The organism is Pedococcus sp. P2_E2, from assembly GCF_056403955.1.
On the sequence record NZ_JBFUEM010000001.1, the window covers coordinates 361,130 to 382,745 of the forward strand.

The 21,616-nt window shown below is 70.4% G+C and carries 15 protein-coding genes; 9 read left to right on the forward strand and 6 right to left on the reverse strand.

Going from position 1 to position 21,616, the window contains the following annotated elements; all coding sequences use genetic code 11:
- The first annotated feature begins 141 nt into the window (after positions 1-141).
- The 6 genes from infB (at position 142) to AC1DWR_RS01725 (ending at position 8,872) form a co-directional block, all read left to right on the forward strand.
- Positions 142-3,084, forward strand: coding sequence for a translation initiation factor IF-2 (gene infB, locus AC1DWR_RS01700; protein ID WP_477623425.1), 2,943 nt, complete (start codon positions 142-144; stop codon positions 3,082-3,084).
- Between the two features lie 167 nt (positions 3,085-3,251).
- On the forward strand, positions 3,252-3,743 hold the full coding sequence (gene rbfA / locus AC1DWR_RS01705; RefSeq protein WP_477623426.1) for a 30S ribosome-binding factor RbfA: 492 nt from the start codon (positions 3,252-3,254) through the stop codon (positions 3,741-3,743).
- A complete protein-coding gene (gene truB, locus AC1DWR_RS01710) occupies positions 3,730-4,644 on the forward strand; it encodes a tRNA pseudouridine(55) synthase TruB (protein WP_477623427.1) in 915 nt (304 codons plus the stop codon). The genes rbfA and truB overlap by 14 nt, the downstream gene beginning before the upstream one ends.
- Before the next feature lie 10 nt (positions 4,645-4,654).
- Positions 4,655-5,614 carry a bifunctional riboflavin kinase/FAD synthetase gene (locus AC1DWR_RS01715; protein ID WP_477623428.1) on the forward strand — a complete coding sequence of 320 codons (960 nt, stop codon included), beginning with the start codon at positions 4,655-4,657 and terminating at the stop codon, positions 5,612-5,614.
- A complete protein-coding gene (rodA, locus tag AC1DWR_RS01720; protein WP_477623429.1) occupies positions 5,578-6,759 on the forward strand; it encodes a rod shape-determining protein RodA in 1,182 nt (393 codons plus the stop codon). Before AC1DWR_RS01715 ends, rodA begins: the two co-directional genes overlap by 37 nt.
- 244 nt (positions 6,760-7,003) lie before the next feature.
- A complete protein-coding gene (locus AC1DWR_RS01725) occupies positions 7,004-8,872 on the forward strand; it encodes an AMP-dependent synthetase/ligase (protein ID WP_477623430.1) in 1,869 nt (622 codons plus the stop codon).
- A gap of 14 nt (positions 8,873-8,886) precedes the next feature.
- Here AC1DWR_RS01725 and AC1DWR_RS01730 read toward each other — a convergent pair whose 3' ends face one another.
- Positions 8,887-9,498, reverse strand: coding sequence for a protein-L-isoaspartate O-methyltransferase family protein (locus AC1DWR_RS01730; RefSeq protein ID WP_477623431.1), 612 nt, complete (start codon positions 9,496-9,498; stop codon positions 8,887-8,889).
- A 186-nt stretch (positions 9,499-9,684) separates the two neighbouring features.
- Between AC1DWR_RS01730 and AC1DWR_RS01735 the strand changes: the two genes are divergently transcribed.
- Positions 9,685-10,827: an alpha/beta hydrolase gene (locus AC1DWR_RS01735; RefSeq protein WP_477623432.1), complete on the forward strand. Its 1,143-nt coding sequence runs from the start codon at positions 9,685-9,687 to the stop codon at positions 10,825-10,827.
- Positions 10,828-10,833: 6 nt separating this feature from the next.
- Here AC1DWR_RS01735 and AC1DWR_RS01740 read toward each other — a convergent pair whose 3' ends face one another.
- Positions 10,834-11,694, reverse strand: a complete 861-nt coding sequence (locus tag AC1DWR_RS01740; RefSeq protein ID WP_477623433.1) for an SGNH/GDSL hydrolase family protein — start codon at positions 11,692-11,694, stop codon at positions 10,834-10,836.
- Positions 11,695-11,784: 90 nt separating this feature from the next.
- On the opposite strand from AC1DWR_RS01740, the gene AC1DWR_RS01745 reads away from it, so the two are divergent.
- Positions 11,785-13,791, forward strand: a complete 2,007-nt coding sequence (locus tag AC1DWR_RS01745; RefSeq protein WP_477623434.1) for a TIGR03960 family B12-binding radical SAM protein — start codon at positions 11,785-11,787, stop codon at positions 13,789-13,791.
- A gap of 78 nt (positions 13,792-13,869) precedes the next feature.
- Here the strand turns inward: AC1DWR_RS01745 and AC1DWR_RS01750 are convergent, their stop codons facing one another.
- The gene (locus AC1DWR_RS01750; protein WP_477623435.1) at positions 13,870-14,826 is read right to left on the reverse strand and encodes a cupredoxin domain-containing protein; all 957 of its coding nucleotides are present in this window, start codon (positions 14,824-14,826) and stop codon (positions 13,870-13,872) included.
- Positions 14,827-14,940: 114 nt separating this feature from the next.
- Positions 14,941-16,887, reverse strand: a complete 1,947-nt coding sequence (locus AC1DWR_RS01755; RefSeq protein WP_477623436.1) for a hemagglutinin — start codon at positions 16,885-16,887, stop codon at positions 14,941-14,943.
- Between the two features lie 456 nt (positions 16,888-17,343).
- Between AC1DWR_RS01755 and AC1DWR_RS01760 the strand changes: the two genes are divergently transcribed.
- On the forward strand, positions 17,344-19,287 hold the full coding sequence (locus AC1DWR_RS01760) for a S53 family peptidase (RefSeq protein WP_477623437.1): 1,944 nt from the start codon (positions 17,344-17,346) through the stop codon (positions 19,285-19,287).
- Positions 19,288-19,451: 164 nt separating this feature from the next.
- On the opposite strand, the gene AC1DWR_RS01765 is transcribed toward AC1DWR_RS01760, so the two are convergent.
- Together AC1DWR_RS01765 and AC1DWR_RS01770 are read right to left on the reverse strand one after the other, a co-directional pair.
- A complete protein-coding gene (locus tag AC1DWR_RS01765) occupies positions 19,452-20,078 on the reverse strand; it encodes a hypothetical protein (RefSeq protein ID WP_477623438.1) in 627 nt (208 codons plus the stop codon).
- A gap of 155 nt (positions 20,079-20,233) precedes the next feature.
- Positions 20,234-21,601: a transaminase gene (locus AC1DWR_RS01770; protein ID WP_477623439.1), complete on the reverse strand. Its 1,368-nt coding sequence runs from the start codon at positions 21,599-21,601 to the stop codon at positions 20,234-20,236.
- Between the last annotated feature and the right edge of the window lie 15 nt (positions 21,602-21,616).

The following is a 21,616-nucleotide window of genomic DNA, read 5'->3' on the forward strand; positions in this document are numbered from 1 at the left end:
CCATGGAACCGGTTATGTCCATCGAACCGAGAATGGGTTTGACGCTGATGAGCATCCGATGAGAACTCAGCAATGAGCTCCAACCAGCATTGACGACGGTCCGCGCCTGTCACCTGACTGCGGACCAGGAACAGGAGAAACGTGGCCAAGGTCCGTGTAAGCGCGCTCGCCAAAGAGCTCGGCACCGACAGCAAGACGCTGATCGCCCACCTCAACAGCATTGGCGAGTACGTCAAGACCGCCAGTTCGACGATTGAGGCCCCCGTCGTCCGCAAGGCGACCGAGACATTCCCCGAGGACCTCAAGAAGGCTCCCGCCAAGAAGGCTGCAGCGAAGCCGGCCGGTCCGGCCGCTCCCGCTGCGCCTGCTGCCGCCGCCCCTGCGGCGCCGGCAGCGCCTGCCGTTGCCCCGTCGGCTCCGGCTGCTGCCCCGTCGGCTCCGGTCGCACCGGCACCGGCGCCCGCCTCTCCCGAGACGGTGACGGCTCCTGCTGCCGCCGCACCGGCGAGCCCGGCTCCCACCGCGCCCGCCGCTCCGGAGGCTCCCGCCGCCCGTGCCGACGTCCAGTCCGCTCGTGATGGTGACCAGCAGGGTCCCGGCGTCCCGGCGTCCCCGCGTCCCGGCAGCGCCCCGCGTCCGGCCGGCTCCGCCCCGGGCGCTCCCCGTCCCGGCGCACCGCGACCGGGCAACAACCCGTTTGCGCCCAGCCAGGGCATGCGCACCGGCCGTGACGGCGGACAGCCGGGTCGTGGCGACGCCGCACCCCGCGAAGGCGCACCCCGTGAGGGTGGCGGCCGCGACAGCGCCCGTCCGGGCAACAACCCCTTCGCGCCCAGCCAGGGTATGCCGCGCCCCCAGAGCCGTCCCGGTGCCGCCGGTCCGCGCCCTGGCGGCACTGCCGGCCCCGGTGGACCGCGTCCGGCCGGAGCCCGTCCCAGCCCCGGCATGATGCCCGACCGCAGTGCGGTCGGCCGTCCCGGTGACCGTCCCGCCCGCGGTGGCGCACGGGGCCCCGGCGGCCCCGGCGGTGCCGGTGGCGGCCGTGGACCCGGTGGTCCCGGAGGCCCTGGTGGCCCCGGTGGTGGTGGCGGCGGTTTCGCCGGTCGCCCCGGTGGCGGTGGCTTCCGTGGTGGCGCCGGTCGAGGCTCGACCGCAGGTGCCTTCGGGCGCGGCGGTGGCCGTCCCGTGCGCGGACGCAAGTCCAAGCGTGCGAAGCGCCAGGAGTTCGAGCAGATGCAGGCGCCGTCACTCGGTGGCGTCAGCGTGCCCCGCGGCAACGGCGACACGCTCATCCGCGTGCGCCGAGGCTCGTCGCTCAGCGACTTCGCCGACAAGATCAACGCCAACCCCGGTGCCCTGGTGACGGTGCTCTTCCACCTCGGCGAGATGGCCACGGCCACCCAGTCGCTGGACGAGGACACCTTCAAGCTGCTCGGTGCCGAGCTCGGCTACAACATCGAGGTCGTCTCCCCCGAAGAGGAGGAGAAGGAGCTCTTCGACGCCTTCAACATCGACCTGGAGACGGGTATCGAGGGTGAGGACGACGAGGACCTCGAGGCGCGCCCGCCGGTCGTGACCGTCATGGGCCACGTCGACCACGGTAAGACCCGCCTGCTCGACGCGATCCGCAACGAGGACGTCGCCGGTGGCGAGTCCGGCGGCATCACCCAGCACATCGGTGCCTACCAGGTGCACAAGCTGCACGAGGGCGTCGACCGTCCGATCACCTTCATCGACACCCCCGGTCACGAGGCGTTCACCGCCATGCGTGCCCGTGGTGCCAAGGTGACCGACATCGCGATCCTCGTGGTCGCGGCCGACGACGGCGTCATGCCGCAGACCATCGAGGCGCTCAACCACGCCCAGGCTGCGGACGTGCCGATCGTCGTGGCGGTCAACAAGATCGACGTCGAGGGTGCCAACCCGGCCAAGGTGCGCCAGCAGCTGACCGAGTACAACCTCGTCGCCGAGGAGTACGGCGGCGAGACCATGTTCGTCGACGTGTCGGCCAAGGCCGGACAGAACATCGACGCGCTGCTCGAGGCCGTCCTGCTCACCGCCGACGCCGCGCTCGACCTGCGCGCCAACGCCGACCGCGACGCCCGCGGTGTCGCGATCGAGGCCAACCTCGACCGTGGCCGTGGCGCCACGGCCACGGTGCTGGTCCAGGCCGGCACGCTGCACGTCGGGGACGCCATCGTCACGGGCTCGGCCTACGGCCGCGTCCGCGCGATGCTCGACGAGCACGGCAACAACCTCACCGAGGCGGGTCCGTCCCGTCCGGTGCAGGTGCTCGGTCTGTCCTCGGTCCCGCGCGCCGGTGACACCTTCGTGGTGGCCCCGGACGACCGCACGGCCCGACAGATCGCCGAGCGTCGCGAAGCTGCGGACCGTCAGGCCTCCCTGGCCAAGGCCCGCAAGCGCATCTCGCTCGAGGACCTCACCGAGGCCCTCGCAGCAGGCAAGGTCGAGACCCTCAACCTCATCCTCAAGGGTGACGTGTCCGGTTCCGTCGAAGCCCTCGAGGACGCGCTGCTCCAGATCGACGTGGGCGACGAGGTCGACCTGCGGATCATCGACCGCGGTGTCGGTGCGATCACGATGAACAACATCAACCTGGCCATGGCGTCCAGCGCGGTGATCATCGGGTTCAACGTGCGTGCAGAGGGCCAGAACGCCGACTACGCCGAGCGCGAGGGTGTCGAGATCCGCTACTACTCGGTGATCTACCAGGCCATCGAGGAGATCGAGGCGGCCCTCAAGGGCATGCTCAAGCCGGAGTTCGAGGAGGTGGAGCTCGGCACCGCCGAGATCCGCGAGATCTTCCGCTCCAGCAAGTTCGGCAACATCGCCGGTTCCATCGTGCGCAGCGGCGAGATCAAGCGCGGCACCCGGGCCCGGATCACCCGCAACGGTGTCGTGGTCTCCGAGAACGTCGAGATCGCCGGACTGCGCCGGTTCAAGGATGACGTCACCGAGGTCCGTGAGGGCTTCGAGTGCGGCATCAACCTGGGGTCCTACAACGACCTCCAGCTCGGCGACCTCATCGCCACGTACGAAATGCGGGAGAAGCCCCGCGCCTGACGGTATGCCGGGTGGGCCGGCGGCGGCTGCATGTCACCGCCGGCCCACCCGGCGAAGCCGGATGATGGCGCCTGCACCTCTCGCAGGCTCGCTCTACGGTGGTGCGCGCCATCATCAGCCTTCGCCTGAGAGTTCCCACCTCACCCACACCAGCAAGGAGTCCTCGCATGGCTGACGCCGGACGCGCGCGCAAGATCGCCGATCGCATCAAGACGCTCATCGCCGCGAACGTCGTGTCGATCGTCAAGGACCCCGACCTGGGCTTCATCACCGTCACCGACGTCCGCGTCACCGGCGACCTCCAGCACGCCTCGGTCTTCTACACCGTGTTCGGTGACGAGGCCCAGCGCGAGAAGACGGCCGCCCTGCTGGAGAAGAACAAGGGTCGCCTGCGGTCGTTCGTCGGCCAGCAGATCCAGATCCGGCTGACGCCCAGCCTGGACTTCTTCGCCGACGCGATCCCCGAGACCGCCGCGCACATGGAGGACCTGCTGCGCGAGGCCAAGGAGCGCGACGAGGCGGTGGCTGCGGCTGCGGCCGGCGCGACCTACGCCGGCGACGCCGACCCCTACCGCAAGCCCGAGCCCGAGGACGAGGCTCCTTCCACGGACGACACCAGGGACGACACCAGCGACAACGGCGCGGATGCCCGCGCCTGACGGCCTGCTCGTCGTCGACAAGCCGTCGGGCTGGACCAGCCACGACGTGGTCGGCCGGGCCCGTCGGCTGTGCGGGACGCGCAAGGTCGGCCATGCCGGCACCCTCGACCCGATGGCGACCGGCGTCCTGGTGCTCGGCATTGGCCGGGCCACCCGGCTGTTGACCTTCCTCGTCGGCTGCGACAAGGACTACACCGCCACCATCCGGCTGGGCCAGGCCACGATCACCGACGACGCCGAGGGGGAGGTCACCTCCTCCACGGCCGCAGATGGCGTCACCCCGGGACAGCTGGAGGCGGCCGTGAGCCAGCTGACCGGCGACATCGAGCAGGTGCCGAGCTCGGTCTCGGCCATCAAGGTCAAGGGTGAGCGCTCCTACCACCGGGTCCGGGCGGGCGAGGACGTCGACCTGCCCCCACGACCGGTGACGGTCAGCCGGTTCGACATCCTCGCGACGCGCCCGGGTGACGTGGGCGGCATACCCGTGCTCGACGTGGACGTCGAGGTGACGGTGAGCTCCGGCACCTACGTCCGTGCGCTCGCCCGCGACCTCGGTGCCGCACTCGGCGTCGGCGGCCACCTCAGCGCGCTGCGCCGCACCCGGGTCGGGGCCTTCACCCTCGACCGGGCGCACGACCTCGAGGCGCTCGGCGCCGTCGAGGACTCGGAGCGGATGCCGGTCACCCCGCTCGCCGACGCGGCTCGCGCCCAGTTCATCGTGCGCGAGCTCACCGACTCGGAGACGACTGCGGTGGGCTATGGCCAGCGGGTCGAGTCCGCGCAGGAGGGGCGCACCGAGCCGGTCGCGGCCTTCTCGCCGGACGGCCGGTTGGTCGCGATGCTCGACGAGACCGGACGTCAGGCCAGGGCGCACGTCGTGTTTGCCCCCGCTGGTTCGTAGAGTGTCCTCCGTGCACCGCTGGACCGATCCCGCCCAGACCCCTGAGGGCCTGCGCCCCTGCGTCGCCACCTTCGGCAACTTCGACGGAGTCCACCTCGGACACCGAGCGGTGCTGGCCCGCCTGCTCGCCGAGGCGAGCCAGCGGGGCCTGCCCAGTGTGGCCGTCACGTTCGACCCGCACCCGGCGGCGATCTTCCACCCCGAGACCCTCGAGCTCATCGCGCCGGGGCGGCTGCGCGACGAGCTGCTCGAGACCACCGGCATCGACGGCCTGCTCGTGCTCGACTTCACCGAGGAGTTCGCGCAGCAGAGCGCGGAGGAGTTCATCGTCCGCACCTTCGTCGAGACGCTCGGTGTCAGCGCGATCGTCGTCGGCGAGGACGCCCGCGGGTTCGGGCGTGGCTACACCGGCGACGTGTCCACCCTCGCGGCGCTGGGGGAGGAGCACGGCTTCGACGTGATCGTCCTCGACGACCTCGGCAACGGCGAGCGCTGGTCGTCCTCCGCGGTCCGTCGCCACCTCGCCGCCGGCGAGGTGGGAGCCGCCTCCGCGATCCTCGGACGGCCGCACCGCATGACCGGCACCGTCGTGCACGGCGCCCACCGCGGGCGTGAGCTGGGCTACCCGACCGCCAACCTCGCGCCGGACTCGCTCGGCCTCGTCCCCGCGGACGGGGTGTATGCCGGGTGGCTCACCCGCGTGGCAAAGCCCGCGAACGACCCCGAGCGGACCCTGCCGGCAGCGATCTCGGTGGGGACCAACCCGACCTTCGACGGGACCGTGCGGACCGTGGAGGCCTACGTCCTCGACCGGACGGACCTCGACCTCTACGACGAGGAGGTCACCGTCGAGTTCGTCGAGCACATCCGCCCCACGCTGCGCTTCGACTCCATCGACGAGCTGCTCCAGGCCATGGCCGGGGACATCGAGAAGTGTCGACAGGTCCTCACCTCGATCGTCCCGTCCTGACGAGCAGGTCCCGCTCCGGCGGGACCTGGGCCAGGGCGAGTGGCGGCGCGGCGCGGTGGAGCCGGAGCGACTGGGGGCTGGTCGTCGCGGCCCTCGGGCTCTCGCTGATCGGGGCGCTGCTCGTCTGGTCGGCGACCCGGCACCAGGCCGGGTCGGCCTATCTCGTGCGGCACCTGACCAACACCGTCCTCGGCGTGGCGCTGGCCGCCGCCGTGACCAGGACCGGGTACCAGCTGCTGCGGGCGGTGGCGCCCCTGCTCTACCTCGCGTCCGTCGCGGGGCTCGTGCTGGTGCTCACCCCGGTCGGGTCGACCGTCAACGGGTCGCACTCGTGGATCCTGCTGCCCGGGGGATTCTCGGTCCAGCCGTCGGAGTTTGCCAAGGTCGCCCTGTGCCTCGGCCTGGCGATCCTGCTGGGGGAGCGGATCGACCGCCAGGCCCAGCCCGACGGTCGTGACCTGCTCCTCGCCGTCCTCGTGGTGGGCGTCCCCATCGGGCTGGTCATGCTCCAGCCCGATCTCGGATCGGCCCTGGTCCTCGGCGCGCTCGGGTTCGGCGTGATCGCGGTCGCCGGCACCCCCAAGCGCTACCTCGCGGCTGCAACGGCCCTGGTGGCGGCGGCTGTCGTCGTCGCCCTCACCACGCCCGTCCTCAGTGACTACCAGCGGGATCGGCTGACGGCCTTCGCCGACCCGCAGGCGGACCCTCAGGGGATCGGGTACCAGACCCGCCAGGTGCGCATCGCCATCGGCTCCGGGGGCTGGCAGGGCCAGGGGCTGTTCGAGGGTCGGCAGACCCAGGGCGGGTTCATCCCCTACCAGCAGACCGACTTCGTGTTCTCCGTGGCGGGGGAGGAGCTGGGCTTCCTCGGCGCCGCAGGCCTGCTGCTGCTCCTGGGGTTCGTGGTGCTGCGCGCCGTCCTCGTGGCCGCACGGGCCCAGGACGCGTTCGGACGGCTGATGGCCTCCGGGGTCGCGGTGTGGTTCCTGTTCCAGGTCTTCGAGAACGTCGGCATGAACCTCGGGATCACGCCGGTCACCGGACTGCCGCTGCCGTTCCTGTCGTACGGCGGGTCCTCGATGTTCGCCTGCTGGCTGGCGGTCGGCCTGGTCAACAACGCACACCTGGCCTCGCGGCGGCGCTGAACCACGCGGCATACCGCCGACACGAGACCTGACCGCACGAAGCGTGACGCGTTCAACGCGCTCCGCGGCAACGTCCAACTGTTTGGCCACAATCGCGCTCGATCACCCCCGTTGGACCCTCGTGCGTGGCACTATCCCCGGCAACCCCTGTCACCCCTGTCACGCCGTGTCACCGCACTGTCACCGCACGCAGTCTCACCCCACTGTCACCCCACACTCCCTGTCACCGAGCCGAGGACGGTCAATGTCGACTCAAGCCCCCCATGCCACCTCCACGAGAGCCGCCTCCAGGAACGAGCGCTTCAACGCCGCCGTCCTGGAGCAACGCCCGCCCACGGTGGCCCACCTGTTCCGTGACCGGGTCGCCAAGACGCCGCAGGCCGAGGCGTTCCGCTTCGCGGAGGACGACTCCTGGTCGTCGGTGACCTGGAGCCAGGTGCGCGAGCGCGCCTACCGCCTCGCCGCCGGCCTGATCGCCCTCGGCGTACGGCCCGAGGACCGCGTGGCCATCGCCTCCTCGACGCGCTACGAATGGGCGCTTGCGGACCTCGCGGTGATGTGCGCCGGTGGTGCCACCACGACGATCTACCCGACGACGATCGCCCCGGACGTCGCCTACATCCTGTCCAACTCGGGCAGCGTGGTCGTGTTCGCCGAGGACGACGACCAGGTCGCCAAGCTTCGGGAGCGCCGGATCGACCTGCCGGAGATCGTCCGCGTCGTGACCATCGACGGCACCACGGACGGTGACTGGGTGATCAGCCTCGACGAGCTCGAGCAGATGGGCGCCGAGCTGCTCACGACGAACTCCTCGGCCGTCGACGACCGCATCGACGCCCTCACCAAGGACCAGCTCGCCACCATCATCTACACCTCGGGCACGACGGGCCGTCCCAAGGGCGTCCGCCTCAGCCACGACGCGTGGACCTACGAAGCCGCTGCCGTCGACTCGATCGGCATCCTGAACCCCAGCGACCTCCAGTACCTCTGGCTGCCGCTGGCGCACGTCTTCGGCAAGGTGCTGCTGACCCTGCCCCTGCAGATGGGCTTCCCGACGGCGATCGACGGCCGCGTCGACAAGATCGTCGACAACCTCGCCGTCGTCCAGCCGACCTTCATGGGAGCTGCACCGCGCATCTTCGAGAAGGCCTACGGCCGGATCACGACGATGGTCGCGAACGAGGGCGGCGTGAAGGCCAAGCTGTTCGCGTGGGCCACCGGCGTGGGCGCCAAGGTCGCCGACGCCCGCGCGCGAGGCGAGGAGCCCTCGGGCATGCTCGCCCGCCAGTACGCCGTCGCCGACAAGCTCGTGCTGCACAAGGTGAGGGCCCGCTTCGGCGGTCGGATCCGGTTCTTCATCTCCGGGTCTGCGGCGCTCAACAAGGACATCGCGACCTGGTTCGACTCCGTCGGCCTGGTCATCCTCGAGGGCTACGGCCTCACCGAGACCAGCGCGGCGTCGTTCGTCAACCGGCCGGCCACCAACGCGATCGGCACCGTCGGCTGGGCCCTGCCCGGCACCGAGGTCCAGATCGCCGAGGACGGCGAGGTCCTGCTGCGTGGTCCCGGCGTGATGGAGGGCTACCACAACAAGCCCGAGGACACGGCCGAGACCAAGGACGCCGATGGCTGGTTGCACACCGGCGACATCGGGACCCTCGACGACAACGGGTACCTCAAGATCACCGACCGCAAGAAGGACTTCTTCAAGACGTCCGGTGGCAAGTACGTCGGTCCCTCGCTCATCGAGTCGACCTTCAAGGGCCTGTGCCCCTACGTCAGCCAGTTCATGGTCTACGGGTCCGACCACAACTTCGTGACGGCCCTGGTCACCCTCGACGCCGACGCGATCAAGGAGTGGGCCGACCTGCACGGAGTCGCCGGCGACTACCGCGCGATCGTCACCTCCCCACAGGTGCGCGACATGGTGCAGATGTACGTCGACAACCTCAACGTCAACCTCAACCGCTGGGAGCAGATCAAGAAGTTCACGATCCTCGACCACGACCTCACCATCGAGGACGGTGACCTCACGCCGAGCCTCAAGCTGCGCCGCAAGGCCGTGAGCGAGAAGTACCAGACGACGCTCGACGCGCTCTACACCAGCCAGTAGGTCGCGCCAGAGGGCTAGTCCGCAGGACCCGGAGCAGCAGCTCCACGCGGCGGGTCGGCGACGAGGGGCACGAAGCGGTACCACCCGTGCTCCTCGACCGCCGGCCCGCTGTCGCGTGCCACCACCCGGACCATCCGTCCCGCCACGGGGATGACGAGCACCCCGCGTGGTGCCAGCTGCCGGACGAGCTCGGCAGGGAGCGACGGCGCCTGCGCCGACACCAGGATGCGGTCATACGGTCCGTATGACGCGTGGCCCAGCTCGCCCGGCACCGCCGCCTCGACGTGCGCCCACGGCATACCCCTCAGCGCCAGGTTGGCGGCGCCGAAGGTGACGAGGTCCGGAACCCGCTCCACGCCCGTCACCCGGCCCGCCGGTCCGGTCATGTGGGCCAGCAGGGCCGTGGACCAGCCGGACCCGGAGCCGACGTCGAGGACCCGGTCACCGGGCTGGACGTCGAGCAGCTCCAACATCTGCCGGACGGTCGTCGGTTGGCTGTTGGTCTGGCCGTGACCGATCGGGAGCGGCGCATCGCGCTCGCTGTGACGTCGTTGGGCGGGCGGCAGGAACGCCAGACGGGGGACCGCCTGCATCGCCGCAGCCACTCGTTCGGCCGTGCTCGGCACCCGTCCAGTATCGCCGGACGGGGTCGCCCAGCGCTCCGCGGGCTGCGTCTGACCTGCCGGCCCCACGCGAACCTGAATGCGCGCTGAGGCTCCCAGCCAACCCCCAGCCAGCACGCAGTCTGCTCACATCGGCCGCGCGCACGCTGGGTTCGTGCCCTGGTGCCGGGGCCGGTCGGAGGTTTGCGCATGCCCCTGCTTGGTTGGCCCCTGCTCGTGACGCTGGGTCTGGCGACGGTCGCCACAACCGTCCTGGCGCTCGTCATGTGGTCCCGCGTCCGCGGCCCTGCCCCTGCGCGCGTGGGGCAGAGGGTCGCGCTGGTCGTGGCGTCCCAGCTCGGCGCGGTGCTGCTGGTCGCAGCTGCCCTCAACGACTACGGGTTCTTCTACGGATCCTGGTCGGAGCTGCTGGGCACGTCGTCCTCGGCGGCTGCGGCGGTCCACGCCGGGGTGAACCCACCGACGAGGCGGCACGGCGCCCTCCCGGTGGCAGCCACCAGCGACGCCTCCCTCGGGGGTGTCGACTCCTGGTCGACGCCTGCGCAGTGGGCCACGCGCGGGCGGGTGGAGACCCTCACCCTGTCGGGCGCGCACAGCGGACTGTCCGAACCTGCCGCGGTCTACCTGCCACCGCAGTACTTCCAGCGGGCGTACGCGCGGACCGTGTTCCCGGGGGTGGAGGTGTTCACCGGCTACCCGGGAACCACGAGGAACCTGGTCTCGCGGATGAAGTACCCGGATGTCCTGCTGTCGCAGATCGACGCGCACCGCGCGCGGCCGATGGTCCTGGTCATGATGCGACCGACCGTGGCACCGCCACGGGACACCGAGTGCAGTGACGTGCCGGCCGGACCCCAGACCCTGACCTACTTCGGTGAGGACGTCCCGAGGACGGTGTCGCAGACCCTGCGGGTCGCTCCGGTCGGCTGGGGTGCCATCGGTGACTCCACCGGAGGCTACTGCGCAACCAAGCTCCTGCTCACCCACGCCTCGGTGTTCACGACGGCGGCCTCCCTCTCCGGCTACTACCACACGCTCCGGGACGGGACGACCGGAGACCTCTGGGGTGGGTCGTCGGTGCTGCGGGACCTCAACGACCCGGAATGGCTGGTGCGCCACCAGCCCGAACCCCCGGTCTCGCTCTTTGCGACGATCGGGACCGGCGAAGTCGGGGGCACGGGGATCCGCGACACCCGGCGGTTCGTCGCGCTCGTGCACGCCCCGATGTCCGTGACGACCGTGGTCGTCCCCGGCGGCGGACACAACTTCGCCACGTGGTCGGCCCTGATGCCGCAGGCCCTCGACTTCCTGTCCGCCCACCTCGGCGCCTGACCGTCCTCAGGGAGGTGTCGCCGCCAGCAGGGCACGGGCGATCACCTGGTGACCGGCGGCGTTCGGGTGGTCCCCGTCGGAGGACAGCAGCGGGGTGGGGTTGCGGTTGCCTTCCGCGCTGAGGAAGGGCGTGTAGAGGTCCACGCAGGTGTCACCGAAGATCCGCGCCGTCGCGCAGATCGCTCGGTTGGCGGACAGCGTCACTTTGTCGCTCCAGTCCGCGAAGCCCAGCCCGCGCTGCTGGTCGGCGACGTCGCCGTCCTCGAACACGTTCCAGTAGGTCGTCACCTCCACCCGCTGACCGGCGTGCCCGAGGTCCCTGATCCGGGCGAGGTCGTCAGCGAGCCCGCGCGCCATGGCCGTCACGGCTGGCGCCCGGCAGGCCGCACCGCACCCCGTCCGCTCCCACTGGTCCTCGAGTGGTCCGAGGTCGTTGGCCCCGATGGTCACCACGACCGTGTCAGCCGACGCCACCGACCCGGACGGTCCCGGCTGGGTCAGCTGCGCGGCGAGCGAGCCGGTCGTCAGGCCCGGCACCCCGAGGTTGGTGGCGGTCGCAGCCCGCCCGTCCCGCGCCGAGACCAGGTCGGCGAGCCGCTCCACGAACGCTGCGCAGTCACAGTTGGACCCGGCGGTGACCGAGTCGCCGAGTCCCACGATGGACATGGTGTCCGAGGTGGTCGGGGTCGCCCCCTGTGGCGACGCCGACGGGGTGCTGCGCTCGTGGGGGAGGGCGGTGTGCACCGGGGTCGATCCAGCGAGTGGCCGCGAGCCGACCACGCCCACCACCGCCGCGATGGCGACCGCACCGACCGCCAGGGCGGCGCCGCCGGCCACGACGCGCGGCGGCGGCAAGTGGCGAGGCACCCGCGCGATGGTAGGAGCCCTTGCTGTGAGAAGCGTGGGAATCATCGCATTTTCGGCACCCGGCGGTGCCGCCGTTATCCTTGTCCCACCATGACCCACACCTGCGGCGCCTCCGTCTTCCCGCTGCTCGAGCCGTTGCTCGAGCAGGTCAGCAAGCCCATCCAGTACGTCGGGGGCGAGCTGAACTCCACGGTGAAGGACTGGAACTGCGGCGGTCACGGCCCGGACGGCCAGGAGCTGACCACCCGCTGGGCGCTGATGTACCCGGACGCGTACGAGGTGGGCGTGCCCAACCAGGGCGTCATGATCCTCTACGAAGTGCTCAACGAGCGCCCGGACGCCCTCGCCGAGCGGACCTATGCGGTCTGGCCGGACCTCGAGGCACTGATGCGCGAGCACGCCGTGCCTCAGTTCACCGTCGATGCGCACCGGTCGGTGCGGGACTTCGACGTGCTCGGGCTGTCCTTCTCGACCGAGCTCGGCTACACCAACATGCTCACCGCGCTCGACCTCGCGGGTATCCCGCTGCACGCGGTCGACCGCACCGACGACGACCCGATCGTCATCGCCGGCGGTCACGCCGCGTTCAACCCGGAGCCGGTCGCCGACTTCGTCGACGCTGCGATCGTGGGCGACGGCGAGGAGGCCGTGCTCGCGGTCACGCACCACATCGGTGCCTGGAAGGCGGAGGGTATGCCGGGCGGCCGCCGCGAGCTGCTGCTACGCCTGGCTCGGACCGGTGGGGTCTACGTCCCGTCGCTCTACGACGTCTCCTACCTGCCCAACGGGCGGATCCAGCGGGTCGCGCCCAAGGCTGACGCCCACGGAGTGCCGTGGCGGGTGTCGAAGCACACCGTCATGGACCTCGACGCGTGGCCCTACCCCAAGCAGCCTCTCGTGCCGCTGGCCGAGTCGGTGCACGAGCGGATGTCCGTCGAGATCTTCCGTGGGTGCACGCGCGGTTGCCGGTTCTGCCAGGCCGGGATGATCACCCGCCCGGTGCGTGAGCGCTCCATCACCGGTATCGGCGAGATGGTCGAACGCGGCCTGGCCGCCACAGGCTTCGAGGAGGTCGGGCTGCTGTCGCTGTCCTCGGCCGACCACTCCGAGATCGCCGACATCGCCAAGGGTCTGGCTGACCGCTACGAAGGCACGCAGACCGGGCTGTCGCTGCCGTCGACCCGCGTCGACGCCTTCAACATCGACCTCGCCAACGAGCTCACCCGCAACGGCCGCCGCTCCGGGCTCACCTTCGCGCCCGAGGGCGGCAGCGAACGCATCCGCAAGGTCATCAACAAGATGGTGTCCGAGGACGACCTCATCAACACCGTCGCCGCGGCGTACGGCGCGGGCTGGCGCCAGGTGAAGCTGTACTTCATGTGTGGCCTGCCCACCGAGACCGACGAGGACGTCCTCCAGATCGCCGAGCTCGCGAAGAAGGTCATCGAGACCGGTCGCCAGGTCTCGGGTCGCCGTGACATCCGGTGCACCGTGTCGATCGGTGGGTTCGTGCCCAAGCCGCACACGCCGTTCCAGTGGTGCGCCCAGCTCGGCGACGAGGAGACCGATGCCCGCCTGGCCAAGCTGCGCGAGGCGATCCGGTCCGACCGCCGCTACGGCTCGTCCATCGGATTCCGTTACCACGACGGCAAGCCCGGCATCGTCGAGGGACTGCTGTCCCGTGGCGACCGCCGGATCGGCCGGGTCATCGAACAGGTCTGGCGCGACGGCGGGCGGTTCGACGGCTGGAGCGAGCACTTCTCGTTCGACCGGTGGATGACCGCGGCCGACACCGCGCTGGCCGACCTCCCGGTCGACGTGGCCTGGTACACCACGCGCGAGCGCGGCGAGACCGAGGTGCTCCCGTGGGACCACATCGACTCGGGGCTCGACAAGGAGTGGCTCTGGGCCGACTGGCAGGACGCCCTCGACGAGACCGAGGTCGACGACTGCCGCTGGACGCCGTGCTTCGACTGCGGGGTCTGCCCCCAGATGGGCACCGACATCGAGGTCGGCCCGACGGGCAAGACGCTGCTCCCTTTGACCGTCCTCGGCGCCGGTCGCGAGGCGATGCTCGCGGGCGACCACACGCACTGACGCGGCACAGCCACCGAGTCTGAAGGATCGTCCGGACCAGGGTCCGGACGATCCTTCAGACTCGCGGGCGCCCGGCTCTCAGGGGACGACGACGACGTCGCCGACCATGCCCATGTCGTCGTGGATGGCGCAGATGTAGTGGAACGTGCCGACGGTGGTGAAGGTGACGTCGAACGGGGTGCCGGGCGCGAGGACCCCACTGTTGAGGTCGCCACCGGCGAAGTGGGTCGGGTCGCCGGATGGGGCCAGGATCGCGAGCCCGGGAGGCTCTTCGCCGAAGGTCACGGTGTGCGGTGCGCCGGGTCCGGCCACGTAGAACGAGACCGTGTGGCCCACGTGCACGACGAGGTGGTCGCGGACGAACCGCGACACCCCGAAGCCCTCGCCGTCCACGCCGACCAGGACACGGGACCCGGTGGTGGCGTGGGACTGCCGGGCCTGCCGCCAGGCGTCCCGTCCGTGACCGAGCGCGGCCTGGGCCTGCTGCGTGCCGACCCTGTCGTAGTCCTGCTGGGTGTAGGGGTAGGCGGTGCCGGCCGGACGGACGTGCACCGTGCCCGTCATCATCAGACCGTGCAGCAGGCAGACGTACGTGAAGTCGCCGGTGGTCGTGAAGGTCAGCTGGTAGCTGGTGGCGGGGTTGGTGAACACGAAGATCGGCTGCGTGGCCAGGATTCCGGAGTTGGCGTAGGCGGTGCCGTTGTAGAGCGAGGATCCCTGGGCGGCGGTCTGTGACGGGTCGAACGGGTTGAACTCGGGCAGCGCCGTCCCGGGGGCAAGGAAGGTCACGGTGTGCGGCTCTGCGCTGTTGGAGGTCCAGTGGACGGTGTCGCCGGCGTCGACCCAGATGTTCTCGGGCAGGAAGGCCATGGCGGTGACGGCCATGTCGGGGGTCTCGGCGCCGACGCGCACGTGCCACGTGACGGGTCCGGCCGTTGCCGCCGAGGCACTCGAGCCGAGGGCGACTGGGATGGCGAGGGCTATGACGGAGACGACGGCCAGCACGAGCCGTCGCAGCATTGACTTCGCGGACATGGGTGCTCCTCAAGGGGGACTCACGGTCGCGGTCGCGGCCGCGTCGGATTGCTCGTGGGCCCCTTCAGCGCGCGCACTCCATGACAAGGGTGCTCGTCCGTCCATGACGTGACCTCATGCCTTTGGACGATTTCCGGCGTCCTCCGCTCCTGGACGCGCCATCGGTCGCAGGCGTGGGCGGCGCGAGATCGTCCCGCCGTTGGCCACGGTCAGCGCCGACGTCTCGTGGCAGCTGGCCGGGATGTCACGCTGCCCGGGGTTGGTGCTGTCGTAGCTGACCCGCCACGAGAACGAGCCGGAGGCCGTCTGCGTCGGGGCGTTGCCCGACAGGACGGACTGCGGTGAGGCGCCGGCGACGGTCTTGGTCGTCGAGAACGCGCTCGATCCGGTGCAGGCGCCGTTGGTGAAGAACTCGAACGACACGGTGCCAGCCATGGCGCCGCCGGCGGTGGCAGACACGGTCACCGAGTCGCTCGGCACCCAGGTCTGCGCACTGGTCAGCGACGACGGCACGGTGGTGACGACGACGTCCTCGTTGGTGTCGTCGCACGCGGTGTTGTGGGTCGTGCCGTTGTTGTTCGGCAGGTTTCCGCTGTACGAGGCCGCCCAGTGGTAGGTGCCTGCGGCGGTCGGGACGAACTGCGGGTTCGGCGTGTTGTAGGTGCCGTTACCGCTGACGGTGACTGCCGACGACGCGTAGGCGACGGTGGTGCAGTTGTCCGGCCCGAACAGGGTGAACGTGACCGTGCCGCCCGCTGCAGCACCACCGGTACCGGTCAGGTTGATGACCGGGTTGGCCGGCTGGGTGGCCAAGCCGCTCAGGGTGGCGCTGTCACTCACGGAACCACCGAGGACCACGTCGTCACTGGCGCTGGTGGCCAGGGTGGGTGTCACCGGGTTCACGGTGAAGCACTCACTCGCACGGGAGTCGGACGACCCGGGAATGCCGTTGGCCGAGTCACCGCTCCACGCTGCCCGCCAGCAGTACCGACCTGCCGACGTCACATACGCGATCGGCGACAGGACCGTCACGGGGTAGGCCGCGCCGGTCAGGTTGGTCGATCCGACCGAGGTCCCGCCAGTCGTGCACAGCCCGGGGGAGTCGACCTTGCAGAGGTTGAACGCGACTGAGCCAGTCGGGGTGGCGGTGCCGCCCACGAGGTCAACCACGGCCGAGTCCTTCACGGACACGACACCCGTCCCGATGGACAGACCACCTGCAGGGATGTCACCACCGGCGCCGGTCTTCGGCGTGGTGACGGTCGTGGAGGTGCAGTTGGTGATCGGAGGAGCGTTCTTGAGGATGGTGTCCTTGTAGTCGGCCGAGTCGGAGTTGCCCGTCACCGTGCTGGGGATGGTGTTGGCGAACGTCTTGCAGGCCGTGCTGCCGCCGAAGATGGTCGCGGTCAGGTCGACCGCTGCTTCGCCGCGGAACCCGTCCGAGCTGTACTCGGCCTGCGAGACGGTGGCGTTGAGCTGGGTCGGGGCGCTCAGGACCAGGTTGGGCGCCGTGCCGGACCAGGTGCGCAGGAACAGGTCCTTGCTGCCACCCTGCTGGTCCCACAGGATCATGAAGTCGCCGGCCTTGCGGTTGGCCCACGGGTTGCACGCGGCGATGAGCTGCGCGTCCGTGGCGGTGTCGTAGGCACAGGCGGCGGGCGCCGCGCTCTGCATGAACTCGTAGGCGATGAAGCCGCTGCCGCTGTTGGCGTCGCGCTCCCAGGCGAAGTAGAGCCAGTCGTGGTTGGGGGCGGCGGTGTCACGCTCGGTGTCGAGCCAGGCACGGCGCAGGTCGACCTGGCCGTTCGGGTTCGTCGTGTCCAGCATCGGCAGAGCCGCACTGTGGATGACGCCGATCTTGGTGACGTTCGAGTTCTTCGGGCCCAGCTCCTTGACGTTGCCGAAGCCGTCCGCGAGCTCGGTGGTGTTGGCATCGGGCACCGTACCGTCGATGCTGAAGGGGCCGTCGGCGGCGTAGGCCACCTGCGGCACGGCCACCGCTCCGGCGACGACCAGCCCGGCAATGGCGAGGGCGGCCTTCAGCCGCGACCTGCGGGTCATCCTGTTTGCGCCCCCTGCGGTCATGCGTTGTGTCATGACTCCTCCAAATTTCAGCTGCACCGGCCCGGGTTGGAGCCGGGTCGGCATCGCCGGCGGTGTAAACCGCGGCTCCGTCGTCAGGGGAGCTCCCGCCAGCAGGGGGTTCGGAGGACGCTGGGGTCGTCGGGCACTGTCGGTCGGTGCCGGTCTCCCACGCTAGGACGGCCCGGCGTCGAGCAGCACCGCCACCAGGCGCAGGTGGAAGCACGCCGAATGTGCTGGAGGAAGCAGGCAATCCGGCGATTCACGGCCAAGCCGGCCCCTCGCACCACAGGGCTCTCAGGGAACTCACATGAAACCGGTGACATTTGTCATCGGGCAGGGACGAACCCCCGGTGTCGAATGAGACCGCTCCACCTGCGGGCGGCCGAGACCCGGCTGCCCCGGGCCACTCGTCCCGGAGGTCTGATGTCACGAATGTCGAGAACCGCCTGCGCCGCACTGGGCGCAGCCGCACTGGTCACTGCCGCAACCGCCGGATCCGCCCTGGCTGCGACGTCGGGACCTCACGCCCTGCCCGGCAGCGTCCCGTCCTGGGCCGTCGCGAAGAACCGCGCCGCCAGCACCGACGGCACCCAGCAGGTCACGTTCCGCGTCTACCTCAACTACCGCGGAGGTGACGCGGCCGCGGCATACGCCAGCTCCGTCTCGACCCCCGGCAGCGCCAACTACAAGAAGTTCCTGACCCCGGCGCAGTTCCGCGCCCAGTTCTCGCCCGTGCAGGCCGACGTGAACAGCGTCTCGGCGTGGCTGAAGAGCCAGGGCTTCTCGATCGGCACGACCCCCGACAACCGCAAGTACGTCGAGGCCACCGGCACGCTTGCCCAGGCGGCCGCCGCCTTCGACACCTCCTTCGCGGAGTACCGCACCGAGGGCAAGGTGGTGCGCGCCAACGCCTCGGCGCTCAAGGTCCCGGCGAGCCTGACCGCCGTCGAGGGCGTCGTCGGGCTCGACGAGTCGCAGACCCTGGCCCACGAGGACAAGGTCACCCCGGGACCGGACCTGTTCCGCAACGCCGAGCCGACCAGCGCCTACTGGGGCGAGAAGACGGTGCAGAACACCCCGACGCCGGACGGCACCGCCCTGCCGGCCTCCCCGAGCGCCTTCGCGCCCAAGGGGTATGCCGGGGCGCAGCTCCAGGGCCTGTACGGCATGACCGGGGCGATCGGCTCCGGCAACGACGGCCGGGGAGTCACGGTCGGCATCATCGACGCCTACGCGTCGCCGACGATCCTCCAGGACGCCAACACCTACTCGGCCGCCCACGGGCTGCCGTCCCTCAACGGTCACTTCACCCAGGTCGTGGCGCCGGGCACCTACAACCGTCCCGAGAACCCCAGGCAGGACCCCCAGGGCTGGGCCGGTGAGGAGACCCTCGACGTCGAGGCTGTCCACACCATGGCTCCGGGAGCCGACATCACCTACATCGGCGCCCCGAACAACTACCGCGACATGGACGCGATCATGAACAAGGTGGTGGACAAGCACCTCGCCGACATCGTCAGCAACTCCTACGGCTACGGCGGCGAAGCACTCCCGGCCGGCACCATCAAGCCGTCGTTGGACACCCAGATCCAGGCGGCCGCAGAGGGCATGACGCTGTTCTTCTCCTCCGGCGACAGCGGCGACGAGACCGGCGGGGTCGCGGGCGCCACCCCCAGCCCGGACTGGCCGGCCTCGAGCCCCTACGTCACGGCGGTGGGCGGCACCAGCGCCGGCGTGTCCCAGGCCAACGGTCGAGTCTTCGAGCTCGGCTGGGAGACCGCCAAGGGCACGCTGAACAAGACCACCACGACGTGGAACACCCCGGCGTTCCTCTACGGCAGCGGCGGCGGCACCTCGCGGCTGTTCGCCCAGCCTTCCTACCAGGCGGGTGTGGTCCCTGCGGCCATCTCGCAGACCTACGGTGGCGGCGCGATGCGCTCGGTGCCCGACGTCGCGGCCCTCGGAGACCCCAACACCGGCATGCTCGTCGGTGAGACCCAGACCTTCCCGGACGGGTCGCAGCAGTACTCCGAGTACCGCATCGGCGGCACCTCGCTCGCCTCGCCGCTCTACGCGGGCATGTTCGCGCTGGCCCAGCAGAAGGCGGGTCACGCGTTCGGTCTCGCCAACCCGGTGCTCTACGGAGCCCGCAGCACCAGCATCGACATCACCAAGTCCGACATCGCGGCCTACCCCGGTGACGTTCGCTCCGACTACGTCAACGGCGTCGACGCCGGCGACGGCTACGTCTACAGCGCTCGCTACTTCGACCGTGATGACGCCCTGACCATCCACGTCCGCCCCGGGTACGACGACGTCACCGGCGTCGGGGTCCCCAACGGACAGGCGTGGTTGAACGCGGTCGCTTCCTCCTGACCGCGCGCGCCGGCGGGTGGGGCCCCTTCACCCTCTCGTCGGCGCCACCCCCTGGCTCCTCGTGCGGAGAGGGTCAGGGTATGCCGCCCGCTCACCCAGGCTCAGCGCCTGAGGTGGGCGGGCGGCGTACGTTCCGCACGGGGGAGGGAGGGTCGGCAAGCCGGTCAGCTCATCGACATCCCGCCGGCTGGTGCGCTGGCGAACCACGGGGAGTGCAGGTCGAGGTAGCGCATGTCCCTCACCTGGGCCATCTCGTCCTCGAACTCGCGACGACGGTCCTCGGGCATCTCCTTCTTCTCGCCGACGCGGGCCTCCTCCTCGCTCCGGAACGCGATGGTCTCGGTGAAGAAGCCGTCCTCGTCGATCGCGATGGTGCCGCCGATGATCTCGGGACGCTGCTCCTGGAGCATGTCCATCGGCTGGTCCATGAAGCGCCGGAACCGCTCGGTGTCACTGAGCCGGCCCTGCATGACCTGCACGAAGCCCGCGTCGTCGGAACCGCCGTTCAGGAACATCTGCGCGTTGTCGCAGTCGTGGAAGGTGACGTCGCCGTCGAAGCACTCCTGCATCTTGGTGAACCACTCACCCTGCTCGCGCCTGGTGGAGTTCCTCGCAGCGGCCTCCCGGCTCTCGAACCGGACCACGCCCACGAACTCGTTGTCGTCAGTGATGCCGTAGGTCCCCCCGAGCCAGCCCTCGGCCGTCGGTCCCAGCTGCTCTCGCCACTCATCGGTCAGCTGGTGCATTCGGTCCGCGTCCCGACACTTTCCCTGGATGATCTGGATGAACACCTCGAAACCCTCCGCTCTCTGCAGGGGCCGCTTCCCACTGAAGTGGTCCACCTGACGAAGTTACGCCGGGGCCGCTGCCACGTCACCAGACAATCCGGGCTGTGCGCCGAGCGGTCGGCCAGGCACTGGCCGACAGCCCTGCGCGAGGACCGAGGTCACGCGAAGAGTGCCCCCACGACCTCGCGGAAGGTCGCGGTGTGCAGGTCGACGTCCGCCCGGCTCGTCTCGGGGCACATCAGGGCCATGTTGTGGAACGGCGTCATGAGGATGCCCCGGTTGCACATCGCGAGGTGCAGGTAGGCATCGAGCACGTCGTCGGCGGCCGCTGCGGACTCTTCACCGCTACCGGGTGCGGGACGCGCGAAACGGTACTCCGCCCTGGCGCCGAGCTGGCTGATCGACCAGGGGACGTCGAGCTCGTCGAGTGTCGCCTGGACGCCGGCGGTGAAGGCCGTCGCCAGCTCGGTCATGTGGCTGAACGCGTCGGGCGTGAGCACCTCCGCGAGCGTGGCCCGCATCGCCGCCGTCGACAGGGCGTTGCCCGCCAGCGTGCCGCCGACGCCACCCACGTCGACGATGTCGGCCTCGCCGGCATCGGTGTGGCGGGTGACCGCGTCGGCGACCTCTCGGGAGATCCCGTAGGCGCCACAAGGGATCCCGCCACCGATCGACTTGCCGATGACCAAGATGTCCGGCTCCAGGTGCCACTCACGGGTCGCGCCACCCCACCCGGCCGAGAACGTGTGCGTCTCGTCGATCATCAACAGGGCGCCGTACCGGGTGGCGAGCTCGCGGAGCCCGGCCAGGAATCCCTCGCCGGGCAGCACGATCCCGATGTTGGTCAGGGCGGGCTCGGTGAGGATCGCGGCGACGTCGCCGTGGGCCAGCGCTGCCTCGACCGACGCGAGGTCGTTCCAGGTCGCGACGCGGGTCGTGAGGTCGAGGTCGACCGGGGGAGCGACGTTGCCGGGGCGACTCTGCGCCTTGCCCTCGGGGCCGGGCAGGGCGAACGCCTCGTCCACCGAGCCGTGGTAGCAGTAGGCGAACACCAGCACCTTGGGCCGGCCGGTGGCGAGCCGTGCCAGCCGGATCGCCCAGCGGTTCGCGTCGGTCGCGGACAGCGTGAAGCTCCACAACGGCATACCGAAGCGTCGCTCCAGCTCGGCGCCCACCCACTGGGCGTCCGCGGTCGGGAGCATCGTGGTGATGCCGCCCAGGTCGCCGGCCCGGCGCTGCACGGCGGCCACGGTCGCGGCAGGGGAGTGGCCGGCCATCGCACCCGTGTCGCCGAGGGCGAAGTCGACGTAGGTGTGGCCGTCGACGTCGGTGACCCGGTTGCCGGTCGCGCGGTCGAGGTAGAGCGGGAATCCGCCGGACCACATGTTCATCCAGGTCATCGGCACGCGGCCGAAGAGGTTGTCGGCCTCCTCGAACAAGGCGCTGCTGCGGGGGTGGTTGTCGGTGTATGCCGCCTGCTCGCGGTTGAGGAGCGCGGTGAGCCGGGCGCGGTCGAGGTGGGCCATGCGGCCACGCTAGGA